This window comes from Halorubrum sp. GN11_10-6_MGM (genome assembly GCF_005435165.1).
GTDB lineage: Archaea > Halobacteriota > Halobacteria > Halobacteriales > Haloferacaceae > Halorubrum.
Genome location: NZ_SGUC01000003.1, coordinates 1 through 22,312, shown reverse-complemented (window position 1 = coordinate 22,312; position 22,312 = coordinate 1). Strand labels below are relative to the sequence as shown.

Here is a 22,312-nt window from a genome sequence, read left to right as displayed (position 1 = left end):
CGCGGGGAGCAAAACGGTCGAAATCCGGAGCTCACCGATGTCGATCGCGAGCCGTAGGCGGGGCGTAACCGACGATCCTCCGGTCCACTCACCGAAAACGGAATCGATCAGTCGAACAGCCCCTACCGCCGGATACCACGAGCGTCCGCCGAGAGACCGTCGGTACCGCAAGATCTGGACGGCCGTCCGGGGTTACGCATCGCAACGGTCGTGAATGTTGAGAAAGATTATAAGTTCGGGTCCCTTCCCGTCAGGCATGTCAGAGGCACAAACAGTCACTGATGAGTCGACCGCCGCGAGCGATCTCACGGCATTCCAACAGAACATCCTCACCATCCTCGCCGAGGAGCCGATGTACGGCCTCGCGATCAAGCGGGAGCTGGAGGCGTACTACGGCTCCGAAGTGAACCACGGCCGCCTGTACCCCAACCTCGACGACCTCGTCGACCACGGGCTCGTCGAGAAGAGCGAACTCGACAAGCGGACGAACCAGTACGAGCTCACCGACGAGGGACACGACATCGTCCTCGGTCAGATCGAGTGGGTCCTCGACCGGTTCGTCACCGACGAGGAGCGCGCGGACGAGGTCCGGGCGCTGCTCGACTAGGAGCGCGCCCGCGCGACCCGAACGGTATCGGCCTCCGATCGAACCTTTTGGCACACGGCGCGGCGAAAGCCGCGTTTTCTCTTTCCCGAGCGACCGCTACGCCGAGTCGCCGGCAGCGTCGTGGTCGTCAGCGGGCCCGTCGAGGTCGGAAGCGTTGCCGTCTGCGGGGCCGTCGACGGCTTCGGCGACGGATTCGATCACGGACAGCGACTCGTCGACGGCGGCGAGCTGGTCGTCGGTCGGCCAGCCGTTGCGGACCAGGTACTCCTCGCGGAACTCGGCGCGCATCTCCGGGGTGGCGTCGTCGACCGCGCGGACGTAGTGGTTGCTCATGAACGTCGCGAACGTCTCCGCGGTCCGCGCGTGGACCTCGGCTTCTCGCTCGGCGACCGCCTCGGCGACCGCTTCGTTGTACGCGGCCACCTCGCGGTAGCGGTCGGCGTCGCCGGGACCGGACAGCGACACCTCGACCGCGCGGTCGGTGTCCTCGACGCGGTCGAGCCGAACGGTTCCGTTCTCCATCCACTCGTCGGGGTACAACACGAGCGCGTCGTCCTCGTCGCGGACGCGCGCCGTGTAGCCGTACTCCGCCGCGAGCGCGTCGCGCCGCTCGCGGTACTGGTCGGCCGCCTCCTCGAGCTCCGGCGTCGGCTCCGCGGACTCGGCCTCGCGGGCGAGCCGGGTGAGCCGCTCCGCCTCGTCGACCGCCTCGACCGGCAGGTCCGGGACGCGCTCATCGTCGGAAGCGGGCGATTCCGCGTCCTCGGAGTCGGCCGCCCCCTCGTCGTCACCCTCCGCCGCCATCATCTCGCGCGCCTGTTCTTTCGCCCACTCCGGCGGATCGTCGTCAGTTCGCGTCATCGAGTGCCTCGTTCGCCAGATCGTCGGCGCGTTCGTTTATCTCCCGCGGTACGTGCGCGATCGACCAGCGGTCGAACCGCTCCAACAGCTCCCGGACGCGGACCCGCCTCTCGCGGAGCTGGGGGTCGTTGGCGTTCCACTCGCCGCGGACCTGCTTGACGATGAGTTGGGAGTCGCCCCGGACGTCGATCGCGTCGAAACCGTACTCGTCGGCCGCCTCCAGCGCGCGGATCAGCGCGGCGTACTCCGCCTGGTTGTTCGTGACGCGGCCGATGCGCTCGCCGCCCTCGGCGACGATCCCGTCCGAGGTGACGAGACACCAGCCGATCCCGCCGGGTCCGGGGTTCCCGCGGGAGGCCCCGTCGAAGTAGACGTGCGCGCGGCCGCCGCCCTCCGCCAAGAGGGCCGTCAGCCGCGTCGGGTCGCTCCCCTGAACGACGACCTTGTCGTCGTACGCGACCGCGACGGCCCCGTCGCGCTCGGCGCGCCACCGCTCGTGAGGCGTGTTCCCCTCGTCGATCCGGACGCCCGCGTCCGCGAGGCGCTCGCGCGCGGCGGCCGGGTCGCAGTCGATCGTCGGCATTCGTCCGCGCTCCGCGCCCGCCGGACAAAGGGCTGTCCGTCGCCGCCCGCGCTCGGTCGAGCGGCGTCCGTAATAGGTGTGGTACAGGCCCACACCGTAACAAACTTTTAAGTTAAACGGATTGGATAGCATATAAATGCGATGACACGGCCCACCCGGCAACGGGATCACGACCGGCAGCGCGTGGGGGACGAGGACGCTGAGGAAGACGAGATCGACATCGAGGCGGTCGAAGACATCGACGAATTGGACCCGGAAGACTTCGATCCGGAGGATCTCACTCGGACGGCCGACGGCGAGCTGATACACGAGGAGACGGGGATGATCATCGAAGACGAGCAGATCGATCCCGGTCCGGAGTGGCGCGCGTTCAACCACAACGAGCGGCAAGAGAAGTCGCGCGTCGGCGCCCCGACGACGAAGACGATGCACGACAAGGGGTTGACGACGACGATCGACTGGAAGGATAAGGACGCCTACGGGCGTTCGATCTCCTCGAAGAAGCGGTCGCAGATGCACCGCCTGCGCAAGTGGCAGGAGCGCATTCGGACGAAGGACGCCGGCGAGCGCAACCTCCAGTTCGCGCTCTCGGAGATCGACCGGATGGCCTCGGCGCTCGGCGTCCCGCGCTCCGTGCGGGAGGTGGCGTCGGTGATCTACCGGCAGGCCCTGAACGAGGACCTGATCCGCGGGCGGTCCATCGAGGGCGTCTCCACCGCCGCGCTGTACGCCGCCTGTCGCAAGGAGGGAATCCCTCGCAGCTTAGAGGAGATCTCGGAGGTGTCACGGGTGGACCGCAAGGAGATCGGCCGGACGTACCGCTACATCTCTCAGGAGCTCGGCTTGGAGATGCGGCCGGTCGATCCGAAGAAGTACGTCCCGCGGTTCTCCTCGGAGCTGGAACTCTCCGAGGAGGTCCAGTCGAAGGCCAACGAGATCATCGAGACGACCGCCGAGCAGGGGCTGCTCTCCGGGAAATCGCCCACTGGCTACGCCGCCGCCGCGATCTACGCGGCCTCGCTGCTGTGTAACGAAAAGAAGACACAGCGCGAGGTCGCCGACGTCGCGCAGGTCACCGAGGTCACCATCCGCAACCGGTACCAAGAGCAGATCGAGGCGATGGGAATTCACAGTTAGGCGGCGTCGCTCTCGCGCGCTCTCCTCCGCTCCGTTCTCTGCGCTCCCTTTTTCGCCGCGCTGCGGTCCGGCCTCGCCAGCAACGTTCAAACCGGTGCGCCGCCAACGTCGATCAGAATGCGGCTCGACGAGTTCATCGAGTTCGAGGCGAACGAGCGCGCCGAGCGGCGGCGCCTCGCCGCGGAGAAGGATTACGGCATCCTGGACCACCTCGACTCCTTCGAACGGCGCTTCGACGAGCACGTCTCCGACGACGCCGTCGTCGGCAGCGTCTCGCCCTCGATCTTCGTCGGTCGCGCGGACTACCCGAACGTCTCGACGGGACTGCTCTCGCCGGTCGGCCGCGAGGAGCGCGCGGCGGCGTTCGAGACCTCCGCGGCGTGGTACGACGAGGGCGTCTCCATTTCCGACGTGTTCGACCGCCGGACGAGCCTGCTCAACTCCACGCGCGGCGTCGACGTCGCGGACGCGGGCGCCACCGGCGGGGCAAGCGCCGTCGGGGGCGGCGGACCCGCGGGGAGCGTCCACGACGCGTGGGACGGGTGGCTCGGCGTCCAGCGCGAGGTCGCCATCGCGGACCGCCCGGTCGACGTGGAGATCGGGCTGGACGGCCGGCCGGACCTCGACTTCGAGGTCGGGACGGAGGACATCAAGACGCCGACCGGCCCGCGCGCGGCGGCCCGCTCCGCGGACCTCGGGGAGAACCCGCACGTCCCGCGCCCGGTGAAGAAGACGCTCGAAGACGACGACTGGCGCGCCGAGGGAGCGATGACGTACCTCTACCGCCGCGGGTTCGACGTGTACGATATCAACACGATCCTCTCGGCGGGCGCGCTCGGGCGCGGCGAGAACCGGCGGCTCGTCCCCACGCGCTGGTCGATCACCGCCGTCGACGACACGGTCGGGCAGTACCTCCGCGGCTCGATCCGCGACAATCCGACGGTCGACCGGATCGAGGTCCACCGCAACGAGTACCTCGGCAACGCCTTCTGGGTGGTCCTCGTGCCGGGCCGGTGGGAGTACGAGCTCGTCGAGATGAAATCGCCCGGGTCGATATGGAACCCCGACCCCGAGGCGGGAGTGTACCTCGCGGCCGCGAGCGAGGGGCGCGAGGGGCGGACCGGCTACGTCGAGGAGACAGCGGGCGCCTACTACGCGGCCCGACTCGGCGTCTTGGAACACCTCGACGACCGCGGGCGACAGGCGAAGGCGCTCGTCTTACGCCACGTCTCCGACGACTACTGGGGGCCGGTGGGCGTCTGGCAGGTTCGCGAGGCGGTCCGGAACGCGTTCGCGGGCGAGCGCGGCACCGCGGAGACGTTCGGCGAGGCGGTGCGCGGCGTCGCCGACCGCCTCCCCGTCTCGCTCGGGCGCCTCCGCCGAAAGTCGACGCTGGCGGCCGGCCTTCAGTCGAACCTCGGAGACTTCGTCGACGCCGGGTGAGCCGGCGAGGACGCGGACGACCCCCCTCCGCCGATCCGCTTTAGTCGCGCCGACGAGTGGAGGGCGCATGGTCCCGACCCTCCCCGCGTTCGGCGGCGTTCCCGGCGGTCCCGAACTGCTGATCCTCCTGATTATCGCCGTCCTCCTCTTCGGCGTGCCGCTCGTCCTCCTCGGTGGTGGGGTGCTGTTCCTCGCACTGCGGTCCGACGACGAGGATGCGGAGGCCGACCGAATCGCCGAACTGGAGGCGGAGGTCGAGCGGCTCCGCGAACAGGTGGACGGCGACCCGGACGAGCCCGAGGGCGACGACCGCTCGTAGGTCGCTAGCGGTAGGTCGCTAGCGGTGTAGGTCGCTAACGGTCGGCGCGTGCCTGCGAGGCCGCCCTGCGGCCGAGCAGCACGCGCGAGGGAGTCGCTGGCGGCTGGCGCCGCCAGCGACGAGGCTGGGGAGGCGCGAGGCTGCGGTTGCTGTGCGAGGCGGGACTCGAAGGGGGAGTCACCGGCGGCAAAGCTGCCGGTTGCCCGTGGCGCGTCGCGCCACGCTGTCGCGAAGCGGTGTTGGCGTCGGTCCGCGAGTTATAATCGGCTACTGCGTCGTACGGCCGAGCGGCTGAGGCGAGAGAAACGTCCGCCACACCGACCTCAGCAGGCGCTCGTAGTTACACGTGAAAAATCCGGACGCGGGGTTCAGCGTGGCCGGCTCAGTCCTCGGCCCAGTAGTACAGGTCCTCGCGGGGCGCGTCGCAGTTCGGGCAGTTCGCGGGGAGTTGGTCGCCGATCTCGCCCATCTCGCCACACTCCCAGCAGCGCCACATCACGTAGGCGGTGCCGAACACGTCGCGGGCGTCGGTGAGCGTCAGCGTGTCCGTGCCGGACGGCGACGCGACGTAGAAACCGTCGTCGTCGACCCCCCGGATCGACCCGAGCCGCTCCCCGTCCTCGTTGTACACCGCCTGTCCGATGCTCACGTCGGCGAATACGGGTTCTTCGGAGGCCATAGGTCCGTGTACGCACTGATCGGGCATAAGTGTGTGAGTAGATAACACAACGCATTTAAACGGGAGACCCGCGGCACCCCGCGAGAACGGCAGATCGGCGGCGAAGGCTCCGAACACCAGTCGTTCGGCCGTGCGGTGTCGTGTTCACTTATTACTCGTAAAGCGACGCGAACACCGCCGAATCACGCCCCGCACCGCCCCGGACTCGTCCGACGAGTCCGGTTTCAAGCGAGAGTTCCGCTCCCGCCGACTCCCTCGCGCGTGCTGTCGCCGGAGCTAGCGATTCAAACGATAAGCGAGCGGACGGCTAAGCGAACCGAACGCGACCGACTCAGGCCACCGGCGTGCGCTCGACGACGGTGCCGTCGACGGTGGGGTACTGCTCGACGATCTCGCCCTCCGCTAGGTCGCCGTCCTCGACCATCTCTTCGAGGAGCCACCACGCGACCTCGACGTGGTCCGACTTGACCGTGTAGAACTCCTCGGGAACGCCGAGCGCCTCGAAGCGCTCGGGGTCGGCGAACGCCTTCCCGTAGACTAAGGTTCCGTCGTCGGTCACCTCGTCGAACTCCCGGCGGATGTTCTTCGCCATCCGCTTCAGGCGGTTCCGGTGTTGGGCGGCGTCTTTGAACACGGACGTACAGAAGTACACCTTCTCGTGGCCCGCCATCTCTTCGAGGATGGCGTCGTCTTTCGACCCCTCGACGGCGGACATGTGGCCCTCCTGAAGCTCGAACCCCTCCTCTTGCATCCGACGGTAGTTCCCGTCGGACATCTCGAACTCGTTGATGTTACAGAACTCGGCCGCGCCCTCGTCTAAGAACTCCAGGAACTCCGGCTCCGCGCGGATGCCGGGGATCTCGAAGGCCGGCGTGAGCCCCTCCTCGCGGGCGATGTACAGAATCTCTTCCCACTCGGTGCCGTGCATGTCGCCCCACAGCTCTACGGGCGGGTGGAAGCGGATCTCGTCGAGCCCCGCCTCCGAGAGGCGGCGCATGTTCTCGCGGCCGCCCGTGATCCCGGTGTAGAGGTGGGTGTGGTGGTCCTCGCCGAACTCGTCTTTCAGCAGTTCGAGGTACCGAGTCGTCTTCGCCATCGCCTCCTGCGGTTCGCCGCCGGTGATCGAGGTGCCGAGCGCGCTCATGCGCTTGGCCTCCTGAATCACGTCCTCGTCGGACTCGACTTTCCGCTCGTTGGCGTACACGTCGGTGACGTTCTTCCGGTTCTCTCCGAGGGGGCAGTAGAAGCAGTCCCGCTGGTCGCAGTAGCCGTAGACGAAAAGCACCATCTTCCCGCCCTTGGCGCACTGTTCGCAGCCCTTGGAGATCATCTACACCCCTCTACCGGCCGCGAGGTGAAAAAGCGTGCGAAGCGCGGAGTCGGGCGAGAGCGGTTGGCACGGCCCTCGTTCGGCCGAGGGGGAGCCGGGGATCGGGACGGGCGGGAGCGACCGGCTCGAACACAAAGTATGTACCCCGGCCGTCGTCATTGACGGCCATGAACCGAGACCCGACCGCCGAGGACGACGCCGAGAACAGCGACGCGAGCGACGCCATCACCCGTCGCGGGGCGCTCGCGGTCGGCGGCGCGGTCGGCCTCGCGAGCCTCGCCGGGTGTACCGCGCTCGACGTCGTCACCGGCGACGAACCCGCGGAGTTCACGGCCGGGAGCGCGACGGTGGCCGACGCGACCCTCTCCGAGACCGGGTACGAGCTCAACGACGTGAGCGAGGAGACGATCTCTCGGGAGGTCGAGGCCGCCGGACAGACCCAAGAAGTCCAGGTGACGAACACCGTCGCCGAGTACGACAAGGCCGTCGAGCTGTTCGGAGAGCGCTACCAAGCCGCCGTCTTCGCCGCGGTGACCACCCCGCAGATCGAGGTTCTCGGGGAGGCGCTCAACCCGATCGACGATTTCAGCACCCGCGAGCGCGCCGAGCTTATCCTGAGCCGCTTCGAGGGCGTCGGAGACCTCGAACGCGGCTCGGAGTACTCGACGAGCGTCCTCGGCTCCGACGCCGCGGTCGTCGTGTACACGGCCGACGCGGAGATCGAGGGAACGGGCGTGACCACCGAGCTGGAGCTTCACATCGGCGAGCCGGTCGGCGTCGAGGACGACTTCGTCCTCCCGCTGGCGGCGTACCCGGTCGCGTTCAGCGACGGGGAGAACGTCCGACTGATGATGAACGGGATCGAACACGAGCCGGACGGGGAGAACTGACGGGCGTGGCCGCGCAGTCGCCGGGTTCGCGGAGCGTGACCCGAGCCGAAAACATATGCCGCCCCCTCGCGTAGCCTCGAACGATGCTGCTCGTCCTCTGTGTCGACCTCGACGACGACCTCGGCCGCAAGACGGGGATCCCCACCCCCGTCATCGGCGCCGACGACGTCACCGAGGCCGCGGTCGCGCTCGCGACCGCCGACCCCGAGGACTCCGACGTCAACGTCCTCTTTCAGGGCGTCAACGTCCACGACGAGCTGGCCGCCGGCGGCGAGGAGGTCGAGGTCGCGGCCGTCACCGGCGTCGACGGCGCCGACGTGAAGGCGAACCGCGCGGTCGGTCAGGAGGTCGACCGCGTGCTCGCCGAGCTGTCGACGGGCGAGGAGGTGTCTGCCGTCGTGATCACCGACGGCGCCCAAGACGAGTCCGTCCTCCCCGTGATCCGGTCGCGGATGCCGATCGACGGGATGCGGCGCGTCGTCGTCCGGCAGGCACAGGACCTCGAGTCGCTCTACTACACCATCAAGCAGGTCCTCGCCGACCCGGAGACCCGCGGCACGATCCTCATCCCGCTCGGCGTCCTCCTGTTGATCTATCCCCTCGTCGTCGTCGCGAACCTCTTCGACGTCGCGGGCGCGGCCGTGTTGGGTATCCTCTCGGGCGTCGTCGGGCTCTACTCGCTGTTCCGCGGGCTGGGACTGGAAGACACCGTCGACGGGACCGCCGAGACCGTTCGCAACGTCCTCTACACCGGCCGCGTGACGCTCGTCACCTACGTCGTCGCGCTCGCCTTGGTCGTGGTGGGCGGCGTTCAGGGCGTCGACACCGTCGACGTCGTCCGGAGCGCACAGGGGAGTCCGCTCGCCGCCGGCACCGCGCTCGCCGCGTTCGTCCACGGGTTCGTCCAGTGGCTCGGCGTCGCGGGCGTCACCTCCAGTCTCGGGCAGATAACCGACGAGTACCTCGCCGGTCGGTTCCGGTGGCGCTACCTCAACGCCCCCTTCTACGTGGTCTCCATCGCCGTCGTGCTGTTCGCGGTCTCCGGCTTCTTCCTCCCGGACGCTCCCGGGGTGACGGCGCTCGGGCTCTCGGAGCTGGCGATGGCACTCGCGGCAGGGACGCTCATCGGCGTGTTGAGCACGCTCGCGTTCGCGGTCGCCGAGTCGCAGCTTCCGTCGGCGGAGCCGGTGTGAGAGGGCGAGAGAAACCGACCGCCTACCGCGGCGTCCAGGAGTCGCACGCCTCCATGTCGTCCATCAGCTCGTCGTAGTGGGCGCAGTAGGGGCGCATTCCGTCGTCCGTCCGGACGTAGTCGAACTTCGCGCAGTTGCCGCAGTAGGTGTCTCCGGGGCCGTCGCGCGCGGCGGCGGAGCCGGGCGAGGGAGCGGACTCCGGGGTCGACGGGGACGCCGGACCCTCGTCCGGCCCCGCGTCGTCGAGCGGCGAGGTGATGTCGCTCTCGGCGCTGCCGCCGTCGCTCACGCCGGGCGTTCCGGGGACTGAGCGGTCGCCCGCACCCGACTGCCCCGTGCCCGACTGCCCCGCGCCGTTCGACTGGAGGTCCGCGGGGCCGGACGCCTCGGCCCCCGACGACCCACCGCCCCGGTCTCCCGACGCAGACGAGCCGCTTCGCGCCGCGGAGCCGTCGGCGCCGGGGCGGTTGGTCTGCGTCTCGACCTCTCCGTCGGGGGTCCCGCCGAGGAGGCCGATACCGCCGGGACCGCTCAGCTGGTCGCGGGGGACCTCGACGACCTTCGTCTCCCCCTTGTGGGTCACCTCCATCGAGACGGTGCCGCCGGGGTCGTTTCGGATCTTGAGGTTGGCGACGCCGACGAACACGCTCCACAGCGTCGTCGCGGCACCGAGGAAGTAGATGCCCGCGGTGTGGAGGGTGAGGTTCGGGAGGTCGGGCCGCGGCCCGCCGACCCACCGCTCGGGGTACGCGTACGTGAAAAACGCCACGCCGAGGCACATGACGACCGCGCCGACGATCGCCGCGGCGTACGTGTTGCGGTCGGCGGGGAGGACGGCCATCACGCCGAGCAACACGAGCGGGACGCCGATTCCGCCGAGGGTTCCGCCGAGTTCTCGGGCTGCGCCGGAGCTGTACCCCGCCGGCACCGCAACCTCTGCCGCCGCGAGGATGCCCGCGACGAGGAGCAGCGCCCCCGCGGCGAACGATCCCACACCGAGGTACAGCCGACGCGGGTCGACCCCGGAGCGCCCCCGTCCACCGTACGCCTCCGAGAGACTGGTCATGGGTGGGGTATGATGTCCACCGTAAAAACAGTACGTCAGACGGTCACGGATCGCGGGGGTGAGTCGGACCGCGAACCGGACGGCGACCGGGCGCGGGACAGCGGAACCGCCGCCCGACTCAGACGAGCGCGTCGACGTCGACGTTGTCGCCGAGCAGCTCCGCCATCCGGTCGACGGTCCGGACGTCTCGCGTGCGGCCGCCGCGGACGACCTCCTCGGCGCGGTCGATGGCGGTGACCGTGTCGGTGTTCACGGCGAGGACGGGCTTGCCGGCGTCCGCGGCCTTGCCCAACACCGCGCCCGAGGGACGGTGGCCGCCGGTGAGGACGAGACAGGCCACGCCGGAGGCGTCGAGCGCGGCGGTCTGGACGTCCGCGCGGTCGCCGCCGGTGATGACGGCGGCGTCGCGCGCGCGACGGAAGTAGCGCAGCGCCTCGTCGCCGCCCATCGCGCCGACGAGGAAGCGCTCGACGAACGCGTCGGTCGGCGCGTCGGTGAGCAGCTCGGCGCCGAGCTCGTCGGCGAGCTCGCCGACCGTGACGCCGGCCAGCTCCTTCTCGTGGGGGATCGCGCCGAAGACGGTGATCCCTCGCGATTCGAGGAACGGAATTCCGTCCTGGTCGAGCGACTCGAAGGCGTCGTCGGACACCTTGTTGAAGACGACGCCGGCGAGGCGGTCGCCGAACGCGTCGGCGGCCGCCAACACCTCGTCGAGGTCGTTCGGCGAGCCGTACTCGGCGACGAGGACGACCCGGGCGTCGAGCAGCTCGGCCACGTCGACGTCGGTGAGGTCGACGACGCCGCCGGTGGTCCACGTGCCGCCGCCCTCAACGAACATCCGGTCGCGGTCGGCCGCGAGCGCCTCGTACTCCTCGCGGATTCGGTCGCGCAGCGCCTCGGGGTCCTCGGTGCCGCGGACCGCCCCCTCGACGAACGTCGGCGAGTAGACGACGGGCTCCATCTGGTGCATCTCGGCGTCGATGCCGAGGACCTCGCGGGCGAGCATGGGGTCCTGATCGAGCGTCTTCCCGACGTTCGACTGGAGCCGAGTGCCCTTCGGCTTCATGTAGCCGACGCTGCGGTCGCGCTCGGCGGCGAGCCGCGCTAAGGCGACGGTGATCGCTGTCTTTCCGGCGCTGTCTCCGGTCGCGGTGACGAGTGTGGTGGGTGTGTCAGTCATTGGTGGGTTCCTCCGCGTCGAGCGGCGTCGAGTCGGTCTCCGGGTCGGCTTCGGCCAAATCAGGGGTCTCCGCGACAGATTCGGCCGAATCAGGGGCCTCCGCGTCGGTGTCCGGCGCGGCGAGCGCTTCCGGATCGACGGTGAGTCTCACGTCGACGGCGGCGGCGTTCGTGCCGCCGTCGTCGTCGGGCAGTGCGACGAGGGGGTTAATGTCGAGTTCCAAGATCGCCGGGAAGTCGGTGACCAGCTGCGAGAGCCGGCCGATCGTCTCGATCACGGCGTCGACGTCGACCGGGTCGCGGCCGCGGGCGCCCCGGAGCAGGGGCGCCGACTGGATCTCCTCGGTCATCTCCCGCGCTTCGGGCTCCGAGACGGGCGCGACGCGGAAGGTGGTGTCCTCCATCACTTCCACGAAGATCCCCCCCAGCCCGAACATCAGCAGCGGGCCGAACTGCGGGTCGCGGTTCATCCCGACGATCGTCTCGACGCCGTCGTCTAAGTCGACCATCTCCTGAACCTGAACGCCGAGGACGGTCGCGTCCGGCTGGTAGTTGCGCGCGCGGGTGATCAGGTCCTCGTAGGTGTCGGCCACGTCGTCGTCCGCGACGCCGACCGCGACGCCGCCGATGTCGGACTTGTGGAGGATGTCCGGCGAGACGATCTTCATCACCACGTCGCCGTCGACGCCCTCGGCGACCTCGCGGGCGCGCTCGGGGGAGTCGACGATCTCGCCATCCGGCGTGGGGATACCGTACGCGTCGAGCAGCTCCATCGCCTCGACGCCGAGCCGGTTGTCGTCGCGGTCGCGCACCGTGGCGAGGATCTCGGCGGCGCGCTCGCGATCGACGTCGAACGACATCGGGTCGGCGTACTCCCGGTCCCTGATGTCGCGGTAGCGCGCGAGCGTCGCGAGGCTGTCGATCGCGCGGGCCGGGTCGAAGTAACAGGGGATTCCCCGCGCCTGGAGCTGCTGTTTCGGCTCGCGGGTGCGGTCGCCGCCCATCAGACAGGCGGCGACGGGCGCGTCCATCTCCTCGCTGACCGCCTCGATCGCGTCCGCGAGGTCGCCGAAGTCGATCGTCGCGGTCGGCGCGGCCAGCACGAGGGCGGCGCCGACGTTGTCGTCTTCGACGGTGATCTCCAACGCCTCGCGGAACCGCTCCACGTCGGCGTCGCCGATCACGTCGACCGGGTTGTGGATGTTCGCCTCGTCGGGCATCGACGCGGCGAGCCGGTCGCTCGTCCCGCTCGTGAACGACGCCATGTCGAGGTCGGCGTCGCCGACCGCGTCGGTCGCCATCACGCCCGGGCCGCCGGCGTTGGTGACGATGGCGACGTTGTCGGTGTCGGGCAGGGGCTGGCTCCCGAGGATGCCCGCGGCGTCGAACAGCTCGTCGACCGACTCCGCGCGGATGACCCCCGCCTGATCGAGGCCGGCCTCGTACGCCTTATCGGAGCCGGCGAGCGTGCCGGTGTGCGAGGAGGCCGCCTGTGCGCCGGCGCTCGTCCGTCCGGACTTCACCGCGACGATAGGGGTGTCTTCCGTCGTCTCGCGGGCGGTCTCGATGAACTCGCGGCCGTCCTCGATCCCTTCGAGGTAGCCGATTATCACGTCCGTCTCCTCGTCCGACCCCCAGTGGTCGACGAAGTCCGTCTCGTCTAAGACGGCCTTGTTGCCGAGCGAGACGACGTCCTTGAAGCCGATCCCGTTGTCGTTGGCCCAGTCGAGGACCGCGGTGACGAACGCCCCGGACTGGCTCATGAAGGAGAGCCCACCGGGGAGCGCGTTCTCGGGGCCGAACGTCGCGTTCATCCCCGAGGGCGTCGACATGATCCCTAAGCTGTTGGGGCCGACGAGGTTGAGATCGTACTCGTCGGCTAGCTCCGCGAGGCGACGCTCCCTCGCCGCTCCGTCCTCCCCCGTCTCGCCGAACCCGGCAGTGATCACGACCACGTTGCGGACCCCCGCCTCGCCGCACGCCTCGATAGCGTCCAACACGATCGAGGGCGGGACGACGACGACGGCGACGTCCGCGTCCGCGTCGGCGACGTCGTCGACGCACGGGATACCGAGTACCTCGTCGTAGTTCGGGTTGACGGGGACCGTGTCGCCGTCGAAGTCGTCGAGGAGATTCGACGTGACGGCGCGGCCGACGGCACCCTCGCGGGCGGTCGCACCGACGACGGCGACCCGGTCCGGGTCGAACAGCTCGTTGAGCGTACCCATCAACGCGGGGGTACGCGAAGCGTCGGCTTAAGATCGGTGGGAGGTTCTTCGAAATCGAATCTAACGGTGAACGATCGATCGGGTTTCGTTGACATCCTCCCACCCCTTCAGGGATGGGATTCCTCTGGTGGGGGATGTTGGCTATACCGTTCCCGCAGAGGCAAGTTTCCCGTCGCCGGTACTCTGGTTTGTACGCTCCTCGTTGGGACCGGCCCTCTCGGGAGAGTGTGATAGCTCCGACCAACGGTGGTCGTCCCACTTGAGGCGCACGGGTCGTGCCATCGACCCCGTTTCGAATGTAGTGCCAGTCTCTTGTTCGAGGAACGTCCGCGAGGCGTCGAGATCTGCGTGACCCTCGTGTCCGCAGGAACACCGGAACATGTCGCCACGCCGTTCCGTCTCGAATCGCTCACCGCACTCAATACATGTTGCCGTCGTAAACGCTTCCGACCGAACTTCTACCGAAATGCCGTACTCTTCGGCTGTCGTCGCCAGACGGTTGATGAACGACCGGAACGCCCAGAACTGATGCGTCTTCTCGTTGACCTCCGGCGACCAGTGCGTCGAGAGCACGTCGCTGAGGTCGCCCACGTATACTGTGGCAACACCCTCGACATACAGTCGTTCCATCAAGTCGCGGGCGAGCGTGTTCTGTGCGTGGTCGCGCCGTCGTGTCCGCTTGCGATAGAGGCGACGAATCCGCTGGCTGCTGTGCCGGCCCTCGCGGAGTTCGGACTGAAGACGAGCGATTTCTTCGGTCGTCTCACGAAAGTCGGTAAACAGCTCACGCCCTTCGTAGAGGTACTGCTGGCTGGTCGTCGTGGTACAGGCGATGAGGTTATTCGCGCCCACGTCCAGAGCAGCCTTGTGGGAGGCTAGTGGTGAGTCCTGTCGAAAATCGGGCACAGTGACAGGCTGAAAGGCCCTGAACGTGTCACTCACGTCGTCGTACTGGATCTCTAACCGACCTTGTTTTCCGTCCCATTTGGGGTCGCCAGCGACTTCAAGTCGGAGACGTTCGTGGTAACCGAGGTCGTACTTTCTTTTGAGGTCTTGTCCGACCGGGATTTCGACTCGACTCCGTTCACCAACTTCCAGTGTATATTGGTCGTTTCGAACGAACGTCCGGAGTTCACGTCCGCCTTCTTCGTTCCCCCAGTAGCTAGGCGGTGATGATTCTTCGCCGTCTTTGCGGAGTGCGAAGAAGGACTTCCACGCAGAGTTGCTTTTGCGGATGATCTGTTGAGCGGTGGCAGAGCCGAGAACGCCGATGTACTGTTTCCGGTAGTCCGCAGTGTCCCACACAGACTCGCCGTCGAAGAACTGCTGGCGACGCTCGTAGGTGAGTTCGTTCCAGAGACTGGCGGAGGCGTCCAACAGTTCGCGGAGCAGTCGCTCGTCGGCATCGGTAAGCGGTCTGACCGCGAACGTGTTGGTTCGCTTCACGACAACAAACATTTGTAGTTTTACGTCTAAATGTCTTTTGGACACTACCGATGCGACCGAACATCGACATTTCGCACACATTGAACGGGCGCGTGAAAGACTACGCAGAACAGCAGGACCTAGGCCTTGGGGAAGCCTATCGGGAGATCATCGAAGAGGGATTGGGGGTGGTTGAACATCCAGACGAGTCGTAGTGCCGGGATTGGCGAGCCGTGTTGTCGCTTTTACCCATCCTGAAGAGGTGGGCTTCCGCTCGCTACGCGTCACGAGTCAGTCGATCCCGGCGACGGCCCGGGAGACGCGTCTATTTCCTCCACCCCGCCGTCCGGGGCGGAGGCAGCGGCGGCCTCCCCATCGGCGTCGGACTCCGAGACCGCCTCGGAGCCGGCGACCGTCGGTCGGTCGTCGGAGACCGTCGGAGCGGCTCGCTCCGCCGGCGTGAAGCCGCGGTCGCAGTCGGCGTCGGGGACGCTGATCGTCACCTCGTTGCCGTCGGCGCCGGCGTCGAACGCCAGATCGCCCCCAGACCGATCGGCGATCCAGTAGACGAGCCACAGCCCCATCCCGCCGGTGTGTCGGAGGTCGTCCATCTCCCACCGGTCGGCGATAGGCTCGCGCTCGCCCGCCGGTATCGGCGGCGCGTCGTCTCGGACGGCGATCTCGACGCGGTCGGCGGACGCGGTGACCTCGATCTCGATCGTCGCCGCCCCCTCCGCGTGTTCGATCGCGTTCTCGACCAGTTCGGCGATCGCGTAGTCGAGCTCGGGATGGGTGAACGCCCGCACGTCGTCGGGACAGGAGACGGAGACGTCGGCGGGCGCCTCGCTCGCGTCGCCGACGGCGTCCGCCACCGCGCGTTCGACGAGCGGCGCGACCCGAAGCGACTGTGGCGGTTCGTGCCCCCGGAGCAGGTCGATCACGCCGCGCTGCTTTTCCGCCGTGCTCAACAGGTCGTCGGCGACCCGACGGACCGTCTCGGCGTGGTCGATCAGGTCGTCCGCGAGTTTCGCTACGTCGATGTCCACAGAGTCGACGTCCGCGGAGTCGGCGTTCGCGACACCGATGCCGGCTCCGCCGAGGTCGGGAGCGTCGGCCTCCGTCGCGGGCGTATCGACGGCTTCCTCGACGCGCTCGGCGATCCGCTCCGCGGTGCCGTCGACGATGTTCATGTCGTTGCGGATCGTGTGTCGAAGCAGGTTGTCCATCACTGTGAGCTGCCGCTCGCGGCGGTACTCTTCGGTGACGTCACGGGCGAACCCGGTGAGCGCGACGATTTCGCCGTCTTCCCGCACGGGGCGGGCGGGCACTCGGACCCACGTCGTCGGGCCGTCGTCGGGTCCGAGCCGGTAGTCGAGATTCGTCGACTCGCCGGCTGAGAGCCGTTCCATCGCGCGCTCGACGGCCGGACGGTCGTCGGGGTGGACCGCGTCGAGGAACCGCTGCGGTCGGCGTTCGAGCGCGTCGGGCGTGATCCCGTACACGGACTCAACCGCCCCGTTGACGAACAGCAGTTCGCTCCAGTCGGGGGTGAACATCCACAGCACGTCCGGAGAGGTCGAGGCGATAGTCTCTAAGCGCCGTCGAGACTCGACTTCGAGCGTGACGTCGCGAGAACTCAGCGCGTAGCCGTCGAGGCCGGTCTCTGCGGGCGGGAAGACGTGTGTCCGAAACCAGACCCAGTCGCCGTCGGCGGTCGCGTAGCGGTACTCCAGCGGCGAGTCCGGTCGCGTGCCGTCGGCGACGAGGGCGTCGAACGCGGACCGAACGCGCTCGACGTCGTCGGGATGGACCAGATCGAACGCGTCGGTGCCGACGAGCGCGTCGGGATCGAAGCCGAGCAGACGGTGGGCGGCCGCGTTGAGGTACCGGAACCGCCCCGACTCGTCGATCACCGCGATCTTGTCTTGGGCGAGATCGACGAGGGTCTCTGGCTCCGGCGAGCGAGACATATCAGGGACCACCGCGAACGGGCGTATAAGACTAGTCGTTCGATTATCAGCTTCGAAAACGACTATCGGCGAAGCTCGGAGTGTGCGCGCGTCGGTGGGTCAGTCGGCCGAGACGCCGGGGGCGTCGAGCGCCGCCGCGAGCGGGTCGGCGCCGTCGCCGTCGACGGTGAGCGAGACGCCGTCGTCGCCGAGTTCGATCGCGGCGTCGGCGGCGTCGCGGACGTACTCGGCGGCGTGGTCGCCGTCCGGGTCGAACCGTACCCCCTCGGCGAGCAGCGGCGTCTCGCTCAGCAGCTCGACCTTCCGGTAGGCGGTCGAGAGCGCGATGTCGCAGTCCTCGGCGAGCTCGCTCGTCGTCTTCGGCGTCGCGGCGGCCGCGAGGATTTCGCGACAGTCGGCGTCGGCGAGCGCCTCGAACGTCGCGTCGAGCGCCGCGTCTCCCTCGGTCGTCGTCGTCGTGCCGTCCGTCGTACGCGGGGGGCGTTTCATATCTGTATGTACCGGCTCCACGCCCCCGAACGGTTGCCCATCATATGTGGGGAGTTTTATACCGTGCCGCGCGCCCGCCAACGTTTTTGCCCGGGACGGGTACGGACGAACGAGATGGGATCGGGAATCCGGGCGGAGGTCTCGCTGCCGACCGGGGCGCCGTCGCCGTTCGACGGCGTCGTCGACGGGGCGGCAGCGATCACCGAGCTCGCGCGCTGTACGCCGGCGGACGACCGGGAGCGCGTCGTCGTCGAGTTCATCGCGGACGCCGACCTCTCGGTCCCCGACGACGTCGAGGTCGTCTTCGACTACGGCGGGCGGGCGGCGTACCGGTTCGAGGCGGCCGTCGACCCGGACTCGCCGTTCGCCGTCCTCGACCGCCACGAGACGCCCGTTTCGGAGGCGACGATCCGCGACGGGCGGCTGCGCGTCACCTTCCACGCGACCGACCTGCCGACGCTGCGGTCGGTGTTGGAGGCGTTCCGCGACGCGTGTCCGGAGATGGAGGTAAAACGCCTGCTCCAGTCGTCGACGACGCCGACGGAGTCGGACCTAGTCACCGTCGACCGGAGCGAACTGACCGAGCGCCAGCGCGAGGTACTCGCCGCCGCCTACGAGGCGGGGTACTTCGACCACCCCAAAGGGGCCAACGCCGGAGAGGTCGCCGAGTCGCTCGGCATCGGGCGGTCGACGTTCACGGAGCACGTCGCGGCCGCTCAGCGCAAGCTGTTCGGGTCGCTGCTTGAGTGAGGATCGTTCGTCACATTTCGAACTCGCGAGAATCCGCGGTCCGTTTGATGAGCGTGGGGACCGTACCCACAGCTATGACGGGGCGATCCATCCACACCTTCGTCTGCCCGGAGTGTCGGCGCTCGATCGAGGTGGACGACGCGATGCGGGCGACGCTGCTCGAGACGGGCTGCGTCGTCTGCGGGGCGCCGGTGACATCCTCCCATGTTTGAAGCCATGGGATTCCTCCGGTAGGGCGGTTGGCTATACCGTCCCCACGGAGGCAAGTTTCCCGTCGCCGGTACTCCGGTTTGTGCGCTCCTCGTTGGGATTTGCCCTCTCGGGAGAGTGTGGTAGCTCCGACCAGATGTGGTCGTCCCACGTGAGGCGCACGGGCCGTGCCATCGACCTAACGGGTTCGCCAGCCTGTCGTTCGAGGAACGTCCGAGACGCGGACAGGTCCGCGTGGCCTTCGTAGCCACACGGACACCGGAACACGTCGCCGTCCCGCTCAGTCTCGTCTCGCTCGCCACACGCTGGACACGTTCGGGTTGTGTTGGCTTCTGACCGCACCTCGACCGTGATACCGTATTCTTCGGCGGTGTGCGACAGTCGCTCGATGAACGCCCGGAACGCCCAGAATTGGTGGGTCTTTGCATTCACCTCCGCACACCAGTGCGTCGAGAGAACCCCGGTGAGATCCCCCACGTACACCGTGGCGACCCCGTCGGGGTAGAGCCGTTCCATCAGGTCCCGAACCAGCGCGTCCTGTGCGTGGTCGCGCCGTCGCGTCCGTGTGCGATACAGCCGCCGAATCCGCTGACTGCTGTACCGTCCTTCGCGGAGTTTGGACTGAAGTCGGGCGATCTCCTCGGTCGTCTCACGAAAGCGGTCGAACAGATCCCGGCCTTCATAGAGGTAGTGCTGGCCGGTCGTAGTGGTACAGGCGACGAGATTGTTCGCGCCCACGTCCAGCGCGGCTTCGTGCGAAGCCAGTGGTGAATCCTGCCGAGAATCAGGCACAGTGACAGGCTGAAAGGCCCTGAACGTGTCGTCTGTCTCGTCGTACTGTATCTCCAGGCGGCCCTGTTCGCCGTCCCATTTGAGAGTGCCACACACTTCGAGACGCAGACGGTCGTAATACCCAAGCCCGTACTCGTCTTTTAATTCGTGGCCAACCGGTATCTCGACTCGCGATCGCTTGCCAGTTTCTAGCGTATACTGGTCGTTGCGGATGTACGTGCGGAGTTCTCTGCCATCGTCCTCGTTGCCCCAGTAGCCTGGTGGGGCGGTGTTCTCACCCGTTTCGTGGGCGGCGAAGAACGACCGCCACGCGGATTTGTTCTTCCGAATTATCTGCTGTGCGGTGGCAGAACCAAGCACATCGACGTACTTTTTCCGGTAGTCGGCGGTGTCCCAAACGCTGTCGCCGTCGAAGAACTGCTGGCGGCGATCATAGTTCAACTCGTTCCACAGGCTCGCAGAGGCGTCCAACAGGTCCCGCAGTAGCTGCTTGTCGTCGTCGGAAAGCGGGCGTACCACGAAGGTGTTGGTTCGCCTCACGACATTAACTAATATAGTCTTGTGGTCCTAAAGTCTTGTCACTAATGCGTCCAAACGTGGATATTCCGTGGTCGCTCCACGGACAAGTGAAGGAGTGGGCAGAAGAAACCGACCGAACTCTCACCGAAGCATACATTGAGTTAGTTAACACAGGACTCAACAACGTCGAACATCCAGACAAGTCGTAGCGCGTGGTTTAGGATGGAATGGTGTCGTTCAGACCCACCCTGAAGGGATTAGCTTCCGCTCGCCGTGTGTCAACTGATCTTATCGACGTAACGATCCCCACGGCGTCTCGTTCCCTTTATCACCTCGTGCGAAGAAGTTCGGGATATGCCGACGAACAGCGAGGTCGAGATGTCGCCGGCCGAGGTGGACGCGCTGCTGGCCGACCACGAGACGGGCGTGCTCTCGCTCGCGCGCGGCGACGCGCCGTACGCGATCCCGATCTCCTACGGGTACGACGCCGACGCCCGCGAGCTGTACCTCCGGCTGGTGTCGACGCCCGACAGCGAGAAGCGCGAGTTCCTCGCGTCGTCGCCGGAGGCGCGCGTCGTCGTCTACGAGGAGGACGGCGACGAGTACGCGAGCGTCGTCGGCGTCGGTCCCCTCGAACGGGTCGCCCTCGACGAGCTTACCCCCGAGACGATCGCGCAGTACGGCGAGGCGCAGCGCCCCCTCTTCGAGATCTGGGCCGACGACAAGCCGGACCTCGACATCGAACTCTATCGCTTCGCGCCCGAGACGCTGACCGGGCGGACGGTCGTCGTCGAGCGCGACGACGAGTAGGCCTCCCCACAATTCAGCACACAGTCTTTTCGCGCACAACGCTCGGGATTTCTCCTCCTTCAAGTCGCGGGTCGATGTCAAACTCTTCAATCCCTCGACTATCGGTTGAGAGAACGTAGCCGACGGTAGCCACACCGAGGCCGGACTGATGCCAACTCAGGATCCGAATCCAACGTATGGTTCGGTGTGGTTCCGACGGCTACCAGTAACAGTATTCGCCAACATAAGTAATTATCTCTCCGAGCAATACCTCGGTCAGTTGACCGTGTGCCTCAATTTTGCCGTCCGTCTTGACATCCTCCCCGCGCTGAAGCGCGAGATTCCCACGGCACTGAGCCGCCGAGTTGGGATATTGTAGTTTACCACGTGACCGGCTCTGTTGAAATCCTCAGAGAGTTACATGTTCACCGTATAATTCGACGAGATGAAGCCCCTCCCGAAGTCGCAGATTCTCCGGTTTATTGAGAAGGCGATCCATCTGGCCCGCCGAGCAGTTTCTCGATACTCCTCGAAGTTCTCCAAACACCGCTATACACTCCCGCAGCACGTTGTTCTGCTCTGTCTCAAAGTGCGGAAGAACACGACCTACCGTGGCCTACTTGACGAACTGATCGAGATGCCACGCATCCGTCGTGTTCTCGGGCTAACCGAGCTTCCTACTGCTTCAACGCTGTGTAAGGCGTTCAACCGACTTGATATGGCTGTGTGGCGTATCATTTTGACTCTCTCAGCGACGTTACTTCCGACAAGCGGAGTTGTTGGTGTTGATGCGTCGGGGTTCGACCGTAGTCACGCTTCGAAACACTACACGAAACGTGCTGAGCTCACGATTCAGCAGCTCAAGGTGACGTTGCTGGTCGATGCGAAGGTGAACGCAATTCTCGATCTACACGTGACGACGACTCGAAAACACGATAGCCAGATCGCTCCGTCGTTGATCAAGCGCAACCCCGAGTGTATCGATATTCTCCTCGGAGACAAAGGCTACGACGATCAGAAAATCAGACGGCTCGCCCGGCAACACGAGGTTCGGCCACTGATTAAGCACCGTGAGTTCACATCGCTCCACAAGGCATGGAACGCACGCTTAGACACTGATCTCTACGGCCAACGGAGTCAATCTGAGACGGTCAACTCAACGCTTAAGCGAAAGTACGGAGCGTTCGTCCGATCACGACGCTGGTGGAAACAGTTTCGTGAACTCACTATCGCCTGTCTCGTTCATAATCTCGACCGGTCGCTCTGAGCGGTCTATACAGGTGACTCACGAATCGCTCAGTACAGGCGAATTACAGAGCGCTGACCACAGCATAAAAATCATAAGTTCAACTGCCGAAAATGAAGTATCAGTACTTCACAAAGCCGCTTAGTTAGAACGTCTGCTTGCTGAAGGTGTGTCTAAAACCAAGCAAGCAGACGGTGTGATTCACGAGGACCAGCTTCTTAACTTTCTCGTCAACCGCCTTGACGAGGAAGTTCCGCTCTCCTTAGCCAATAACGCTGAAATCACTTCTGAGGACATCTATGAGGTCCTCGTCGGCGCTTGCGCCGACGGGACCTCTGTCTCTACGCTCTGCGCGTCAAGCCAGAACACACCCGCTGCCAACACGATCCTCTACCATCTCCGGACAAAGTTCGAGCCGGAACGGCTCGAACGAGTCGCTAACACGCTCTTGCGGAAGGATCTCGATGAACTACTCCCTGAGCAGGTGGAAGTCTGCGCAGACTTCCACCTGCGACCCTACTACGGCGACGAAGACGACACAGACGGCCTCTATCACTCGGTCGCAAAGCGTGGAACAACCGCGTTCCACGCGTACGCTACACTCTAC

22 protein-coding genes and 1 pseudogene are annotated in these 22,312 nt (G+C 66.5%); 12 read left to right on the top strand and 11 right to left on the bottom strand.

What is annotated here, in order from left to right; translation table 11 throughout:
• Positions 1-256: 256 nt before the first annotated feature.
• Positions 257-607, top strand: coding sequence for a PadR family transcriptional regulator (locus EXE46_RS02315; protein ID WP_137686888.1), 351 nt, complete (start codon positions 257-259; stop codon positions 605-607).
• 96 nt (positions 608-703) lie between these two features.
• Here the strand turns inward: EXE46_RS02315 and EXE46_RS02310 are convergent, their stop codons facing one another.
• Positions 704-1,468, bottom strand: a complete 765-nt coding sequence (locus tag EXE46_RS02310) for a hypothetical protein (RefSeq protein ID WP_137686887.1) — start codon at positions 1,466-1,468, stop codon at positions 704-706.
• Entirely contained in the window at positions 1,455-2,051 is a 597-nt protein-coding gene (gene rnhA, locus EXE46_RS02305; protein ID WP_137686886.1) for a ribonuclease HI, read from the bottom strand. Before rnhA ends, EXE46_RS02310 begins: the two co-directional genes overlap by 14 nt.
• Positions 2,052-2,192: 141 nt before the next feature.
• Here rnhA and EXE46_RS02300 point away from each other — a divergent pair, with 141 nt between their 5' ends.
• The 3 genes from EXE46_RS02300 (at position 2,193) to EXE46_RS02290 (ending at position 4,950) form a co-directional block, all read left to right on the top strand.
• On the top strand, positions 2,193-3,188 hold the full coding sequence (locus EXE46_RS02300) for a transcription initiation factor IIB family protein (protein WP_137686885.1): 996 nt from the start codon (positions 2,193-2,195) through the stop codon (positions 3,186-3,188).
• Between the two features lie 117 nt (positions 3,189-3,305).
• Positions 3,306-4,631, top strand: coding sequence for an Nre family DNA repair protein (locus tag EXE46_RS02295; protein WP_137686884.1), 1,326 nt, complete (start codon positions 3,306-3,308; stop codon positions 4,629-4,631).
• A 67-nt stretch (positions 4,632-4,698) separates the two neighbouring features.
• A complete protein-coding gene (locus tag EXE46_RS02290) occupies positions 4,699-4,950 on the top strand; it encodes a preprotein translocase subunit TatA (RefSeq protein WP_137686883.1) in 252 nt (83 codons plus the stop codon).
• A 382-nt stretch (positions 4,951-5,332) separates the two neighbouring features.
• Here EXE46_RS02290 and EXE46_RS02285 read toward each other — a convergent pair whose 3' ends face one another.
• Together EXE46_RS02285 and EXE46_RS02280 are read right to left on the bottom strand one after the other, a co-directional pair.
• The gene (locus tag EXE46_RS02285; RefSeq protein WP_137686882.1) at positions 5,333-5,629 is read right to left on the bottom strand and encodes a hypothetical protein; all 297 of its coding nucleotides are present in this window, start codon (positions 5,627-5,629) and stop codon (positions 5,333-5,335) included.
• Positions 5,630-5,960: 331 nt separating this feature from the next.
• On the bottom strand, positions 5,961-6,959 hold the full coding sequence (locus EXE46_RS02280; protein ID WP_137686881.1) for a radical SAM protein: 999 nt from the start codon (positions 6,957-6,959) through the stop codon (positions 5,961-5,963).
• A gap of 167 nt (positions 6,960-7,126) precedes the next feature.
• On the opposite strand from EXE46_RS02280, the gene EXE46_RS02275 reads away from it, so the two are divergent.
• Both EXE46_RS02275 and EXE46_RS02270 read left to right on the top strand, forming a co-directional pair.
• Positions 7,127-7,849, top strand: a complete 723-nt coding sequence (locus EXE46_RS02275; protein WP_137686880.1) for a DUF6517 family protein — start codon at positions 7,127-7,129, stop codon at positions 7,847-7,849.
• An 83-nt stretch (positions 7,850-7,932) separates the two neighbouring features.
• Complete coding sequence (locus EXE46_RS02270; RefSeq protein ID WP_137686879.1) at positions 7,933-9,042, top strand: DUF373 family protein; 1,110 nt, start codon at positions 7,933-7,935, stop codon at positions 9,040-9,042.
• 22 nt (positions 9,043-9,064) lie between these two features.
• Here the strand turns inward: EXE46_RS02270 and EXE46_RS02265 are convergent, their stop codons facing one another.
• From EXE46_RS02265 to EXE46_RS02250, 4 genes are all read right to left on the bottom strand, one after another.
• On the bottom strand, positions 9,065-10,108 hold the full coding sequence (locus EXE46_RS02265; protein ID WP_137686878.1) for a hypothetical protein: 1,044 nt from the start codon (positions 10,106-10,108) through the stop codon (positions 9,065-9,067).
• A 118-nt stretch (positions 10,109-10,226) separates the two neighbouring features.
• Positions 10,227-11,288, bottom strand: coding sequence for a phosphotransacetylase family protein (locus EXE46_RS02260; protein WP_137686877.1), 1,062 nt, complete (start codon positions 11,286-11,288; stop codon positions 10,227-10,229).
• Positions 11,281-13,515: an acetate--CoA ligase family protein gene (locus EXE46_RS02255; RefSeq protein ID WP_137686876.1), complete on the bottom strand. Its 2,235-nt coding sequence runs from the start codon at positions 13,513-13,515 to the stop codon at positions 11,281-11,283. Before EXE46_RS02255 ends, EXE46_RS02260 begins: the two co-directional genes overlap by 8 nt.
• A gap of 141 nt (positions 13,516-13,656) precedes the next feature.
• A complete protein-coding gene (locus tag EXE46_RS02250) occupies positions 13,657-14,973 on the bottom strand; it encodes an RNA-guided endonuclease TnpB family protein (RefSeq protein ID WP_137686875.1) in 1,317 nt (438 codons plus the stop codon).
• Positions 14,974-15,011: 38 nt separating this feature from the next.
• On the opposite strand from EXE46_RS02250, the gene EXE46_RS16760 reads away from it, so the two are divergent.
• Entirely contained in the window at positions 15,012-15,155 is a 144-nt protein-coding gene (locus EXE46_RS16760) for a hypothetical protein (RefSeq protein ID WP_158413921.1), read from the top strand.
• A 69-nt stretch (positions 15,156-15,224) separates the two neighbouring features.
• On the opposite strand, the gene EXE46_RS02245 is transcribed toward EXE46_RS16760, so the two are convergent.
• A complete protein-coding gene (locus EXE46_RS02245; protein WP_137686874.1) occupies positions 15,225-16,910 on the bottom strand; it encodes a PAS domain-containing sensor histidine kinase in 1,686 nt (561 codons plus the stop codon).
• A 99-nt stretch (positions 16,911-17,009) separates the two neighbouring features.
• The gene (locus EXE46_RS02240) at positions 17,010-17,399 is read right to left on the bottom strand and encodes a helix-turn-helix domain-containing protein (protein WP_137686873.1); all 390 of its coding nucleotides are present in this window, start codon (positions 17,397-17,399) and stop codon (positions 17,010-17,012) included.
• Between the two features lie 114 nt (positions 17,400-17,513).
• Here EXE46_RS02240 and EXE46_RS02235 point away from each other — a divergent pair, with 114 nt between their 5' ends.
• Entirely contained in the window at positions 17,514-18,149 is a 636-nt protein-coding gene (locus EXE46_RS02235) for a helix-turn-helix domain-containing protein (protein WP_137686872.1), read from the top strand.
• Between the two features lie 74 nt (positions 18,150-18,223).
• Complete coding sequence (locus EXE46_RS16990; protein WP_199234095.1) at positions 18,224-18,361, top strand: hypothetical protein; 138 nt, start codon at positions 18,224-18,226, stop codon at positions 18,359-18,361.
• 31 nt (positions 18,362-18,392) lie between these two features.
• Here the strand turns inward: EXE46_RS16990 and EXE46_RS02230 are convergent, their stop codons facing one another.
• Positions 18,393-19,691, bottom strand: a complete 1,299-nt coding sequence (locus EXE46_RS02230) for an RNA-guided endonuclease TnpB family protein (RefSeq protein WP_137686871.1) — start codon at positions 19,689-19,691, stop codon at positions 18,393-18,395.
• Between the two features lie 333 nt (positions 19,692-20,024).
• Between EXE46_RS02230 and EXE46_RS02225 the strand changes: the two genes are divergently transcribed.
• From EXE46_RS02225 to EXE46_RS02215, 3 genes and pseudogenes are all read left to right on the top strand, one after another.
• Positions 20,025-20,480 carry a pyridoxamine 5'-phosphate oxidase family protein gene (locus EXE46_RS02225; RefSeq protein WP_137686870.1) on the top strand — a complete coding sequence of 152 codons (456 nt, stop codon included), beginning with the start codon at positions 20,025-20,027 and terminating at the stop codon, positions 20,478-20,480.
• Between the two features lie 424 nt (positions 20,481-20,904).
• A complete protein-coding gene (locus tag EXE46_RS02220) occupies positions 20,905-21,726 on the top strand; it encodes an IS5 family transposase (protein ID WP_137686869.1) in 822 nt (273 codons plus the stop codon).
• Between the two features lie 148 nt (positions 21,727-21,874).
• A pseudogene (locus EXE46_RS02215) lies at positions 21,875-22,312 on the top strand (ISH3 family transposase); the annotation flags it as partial.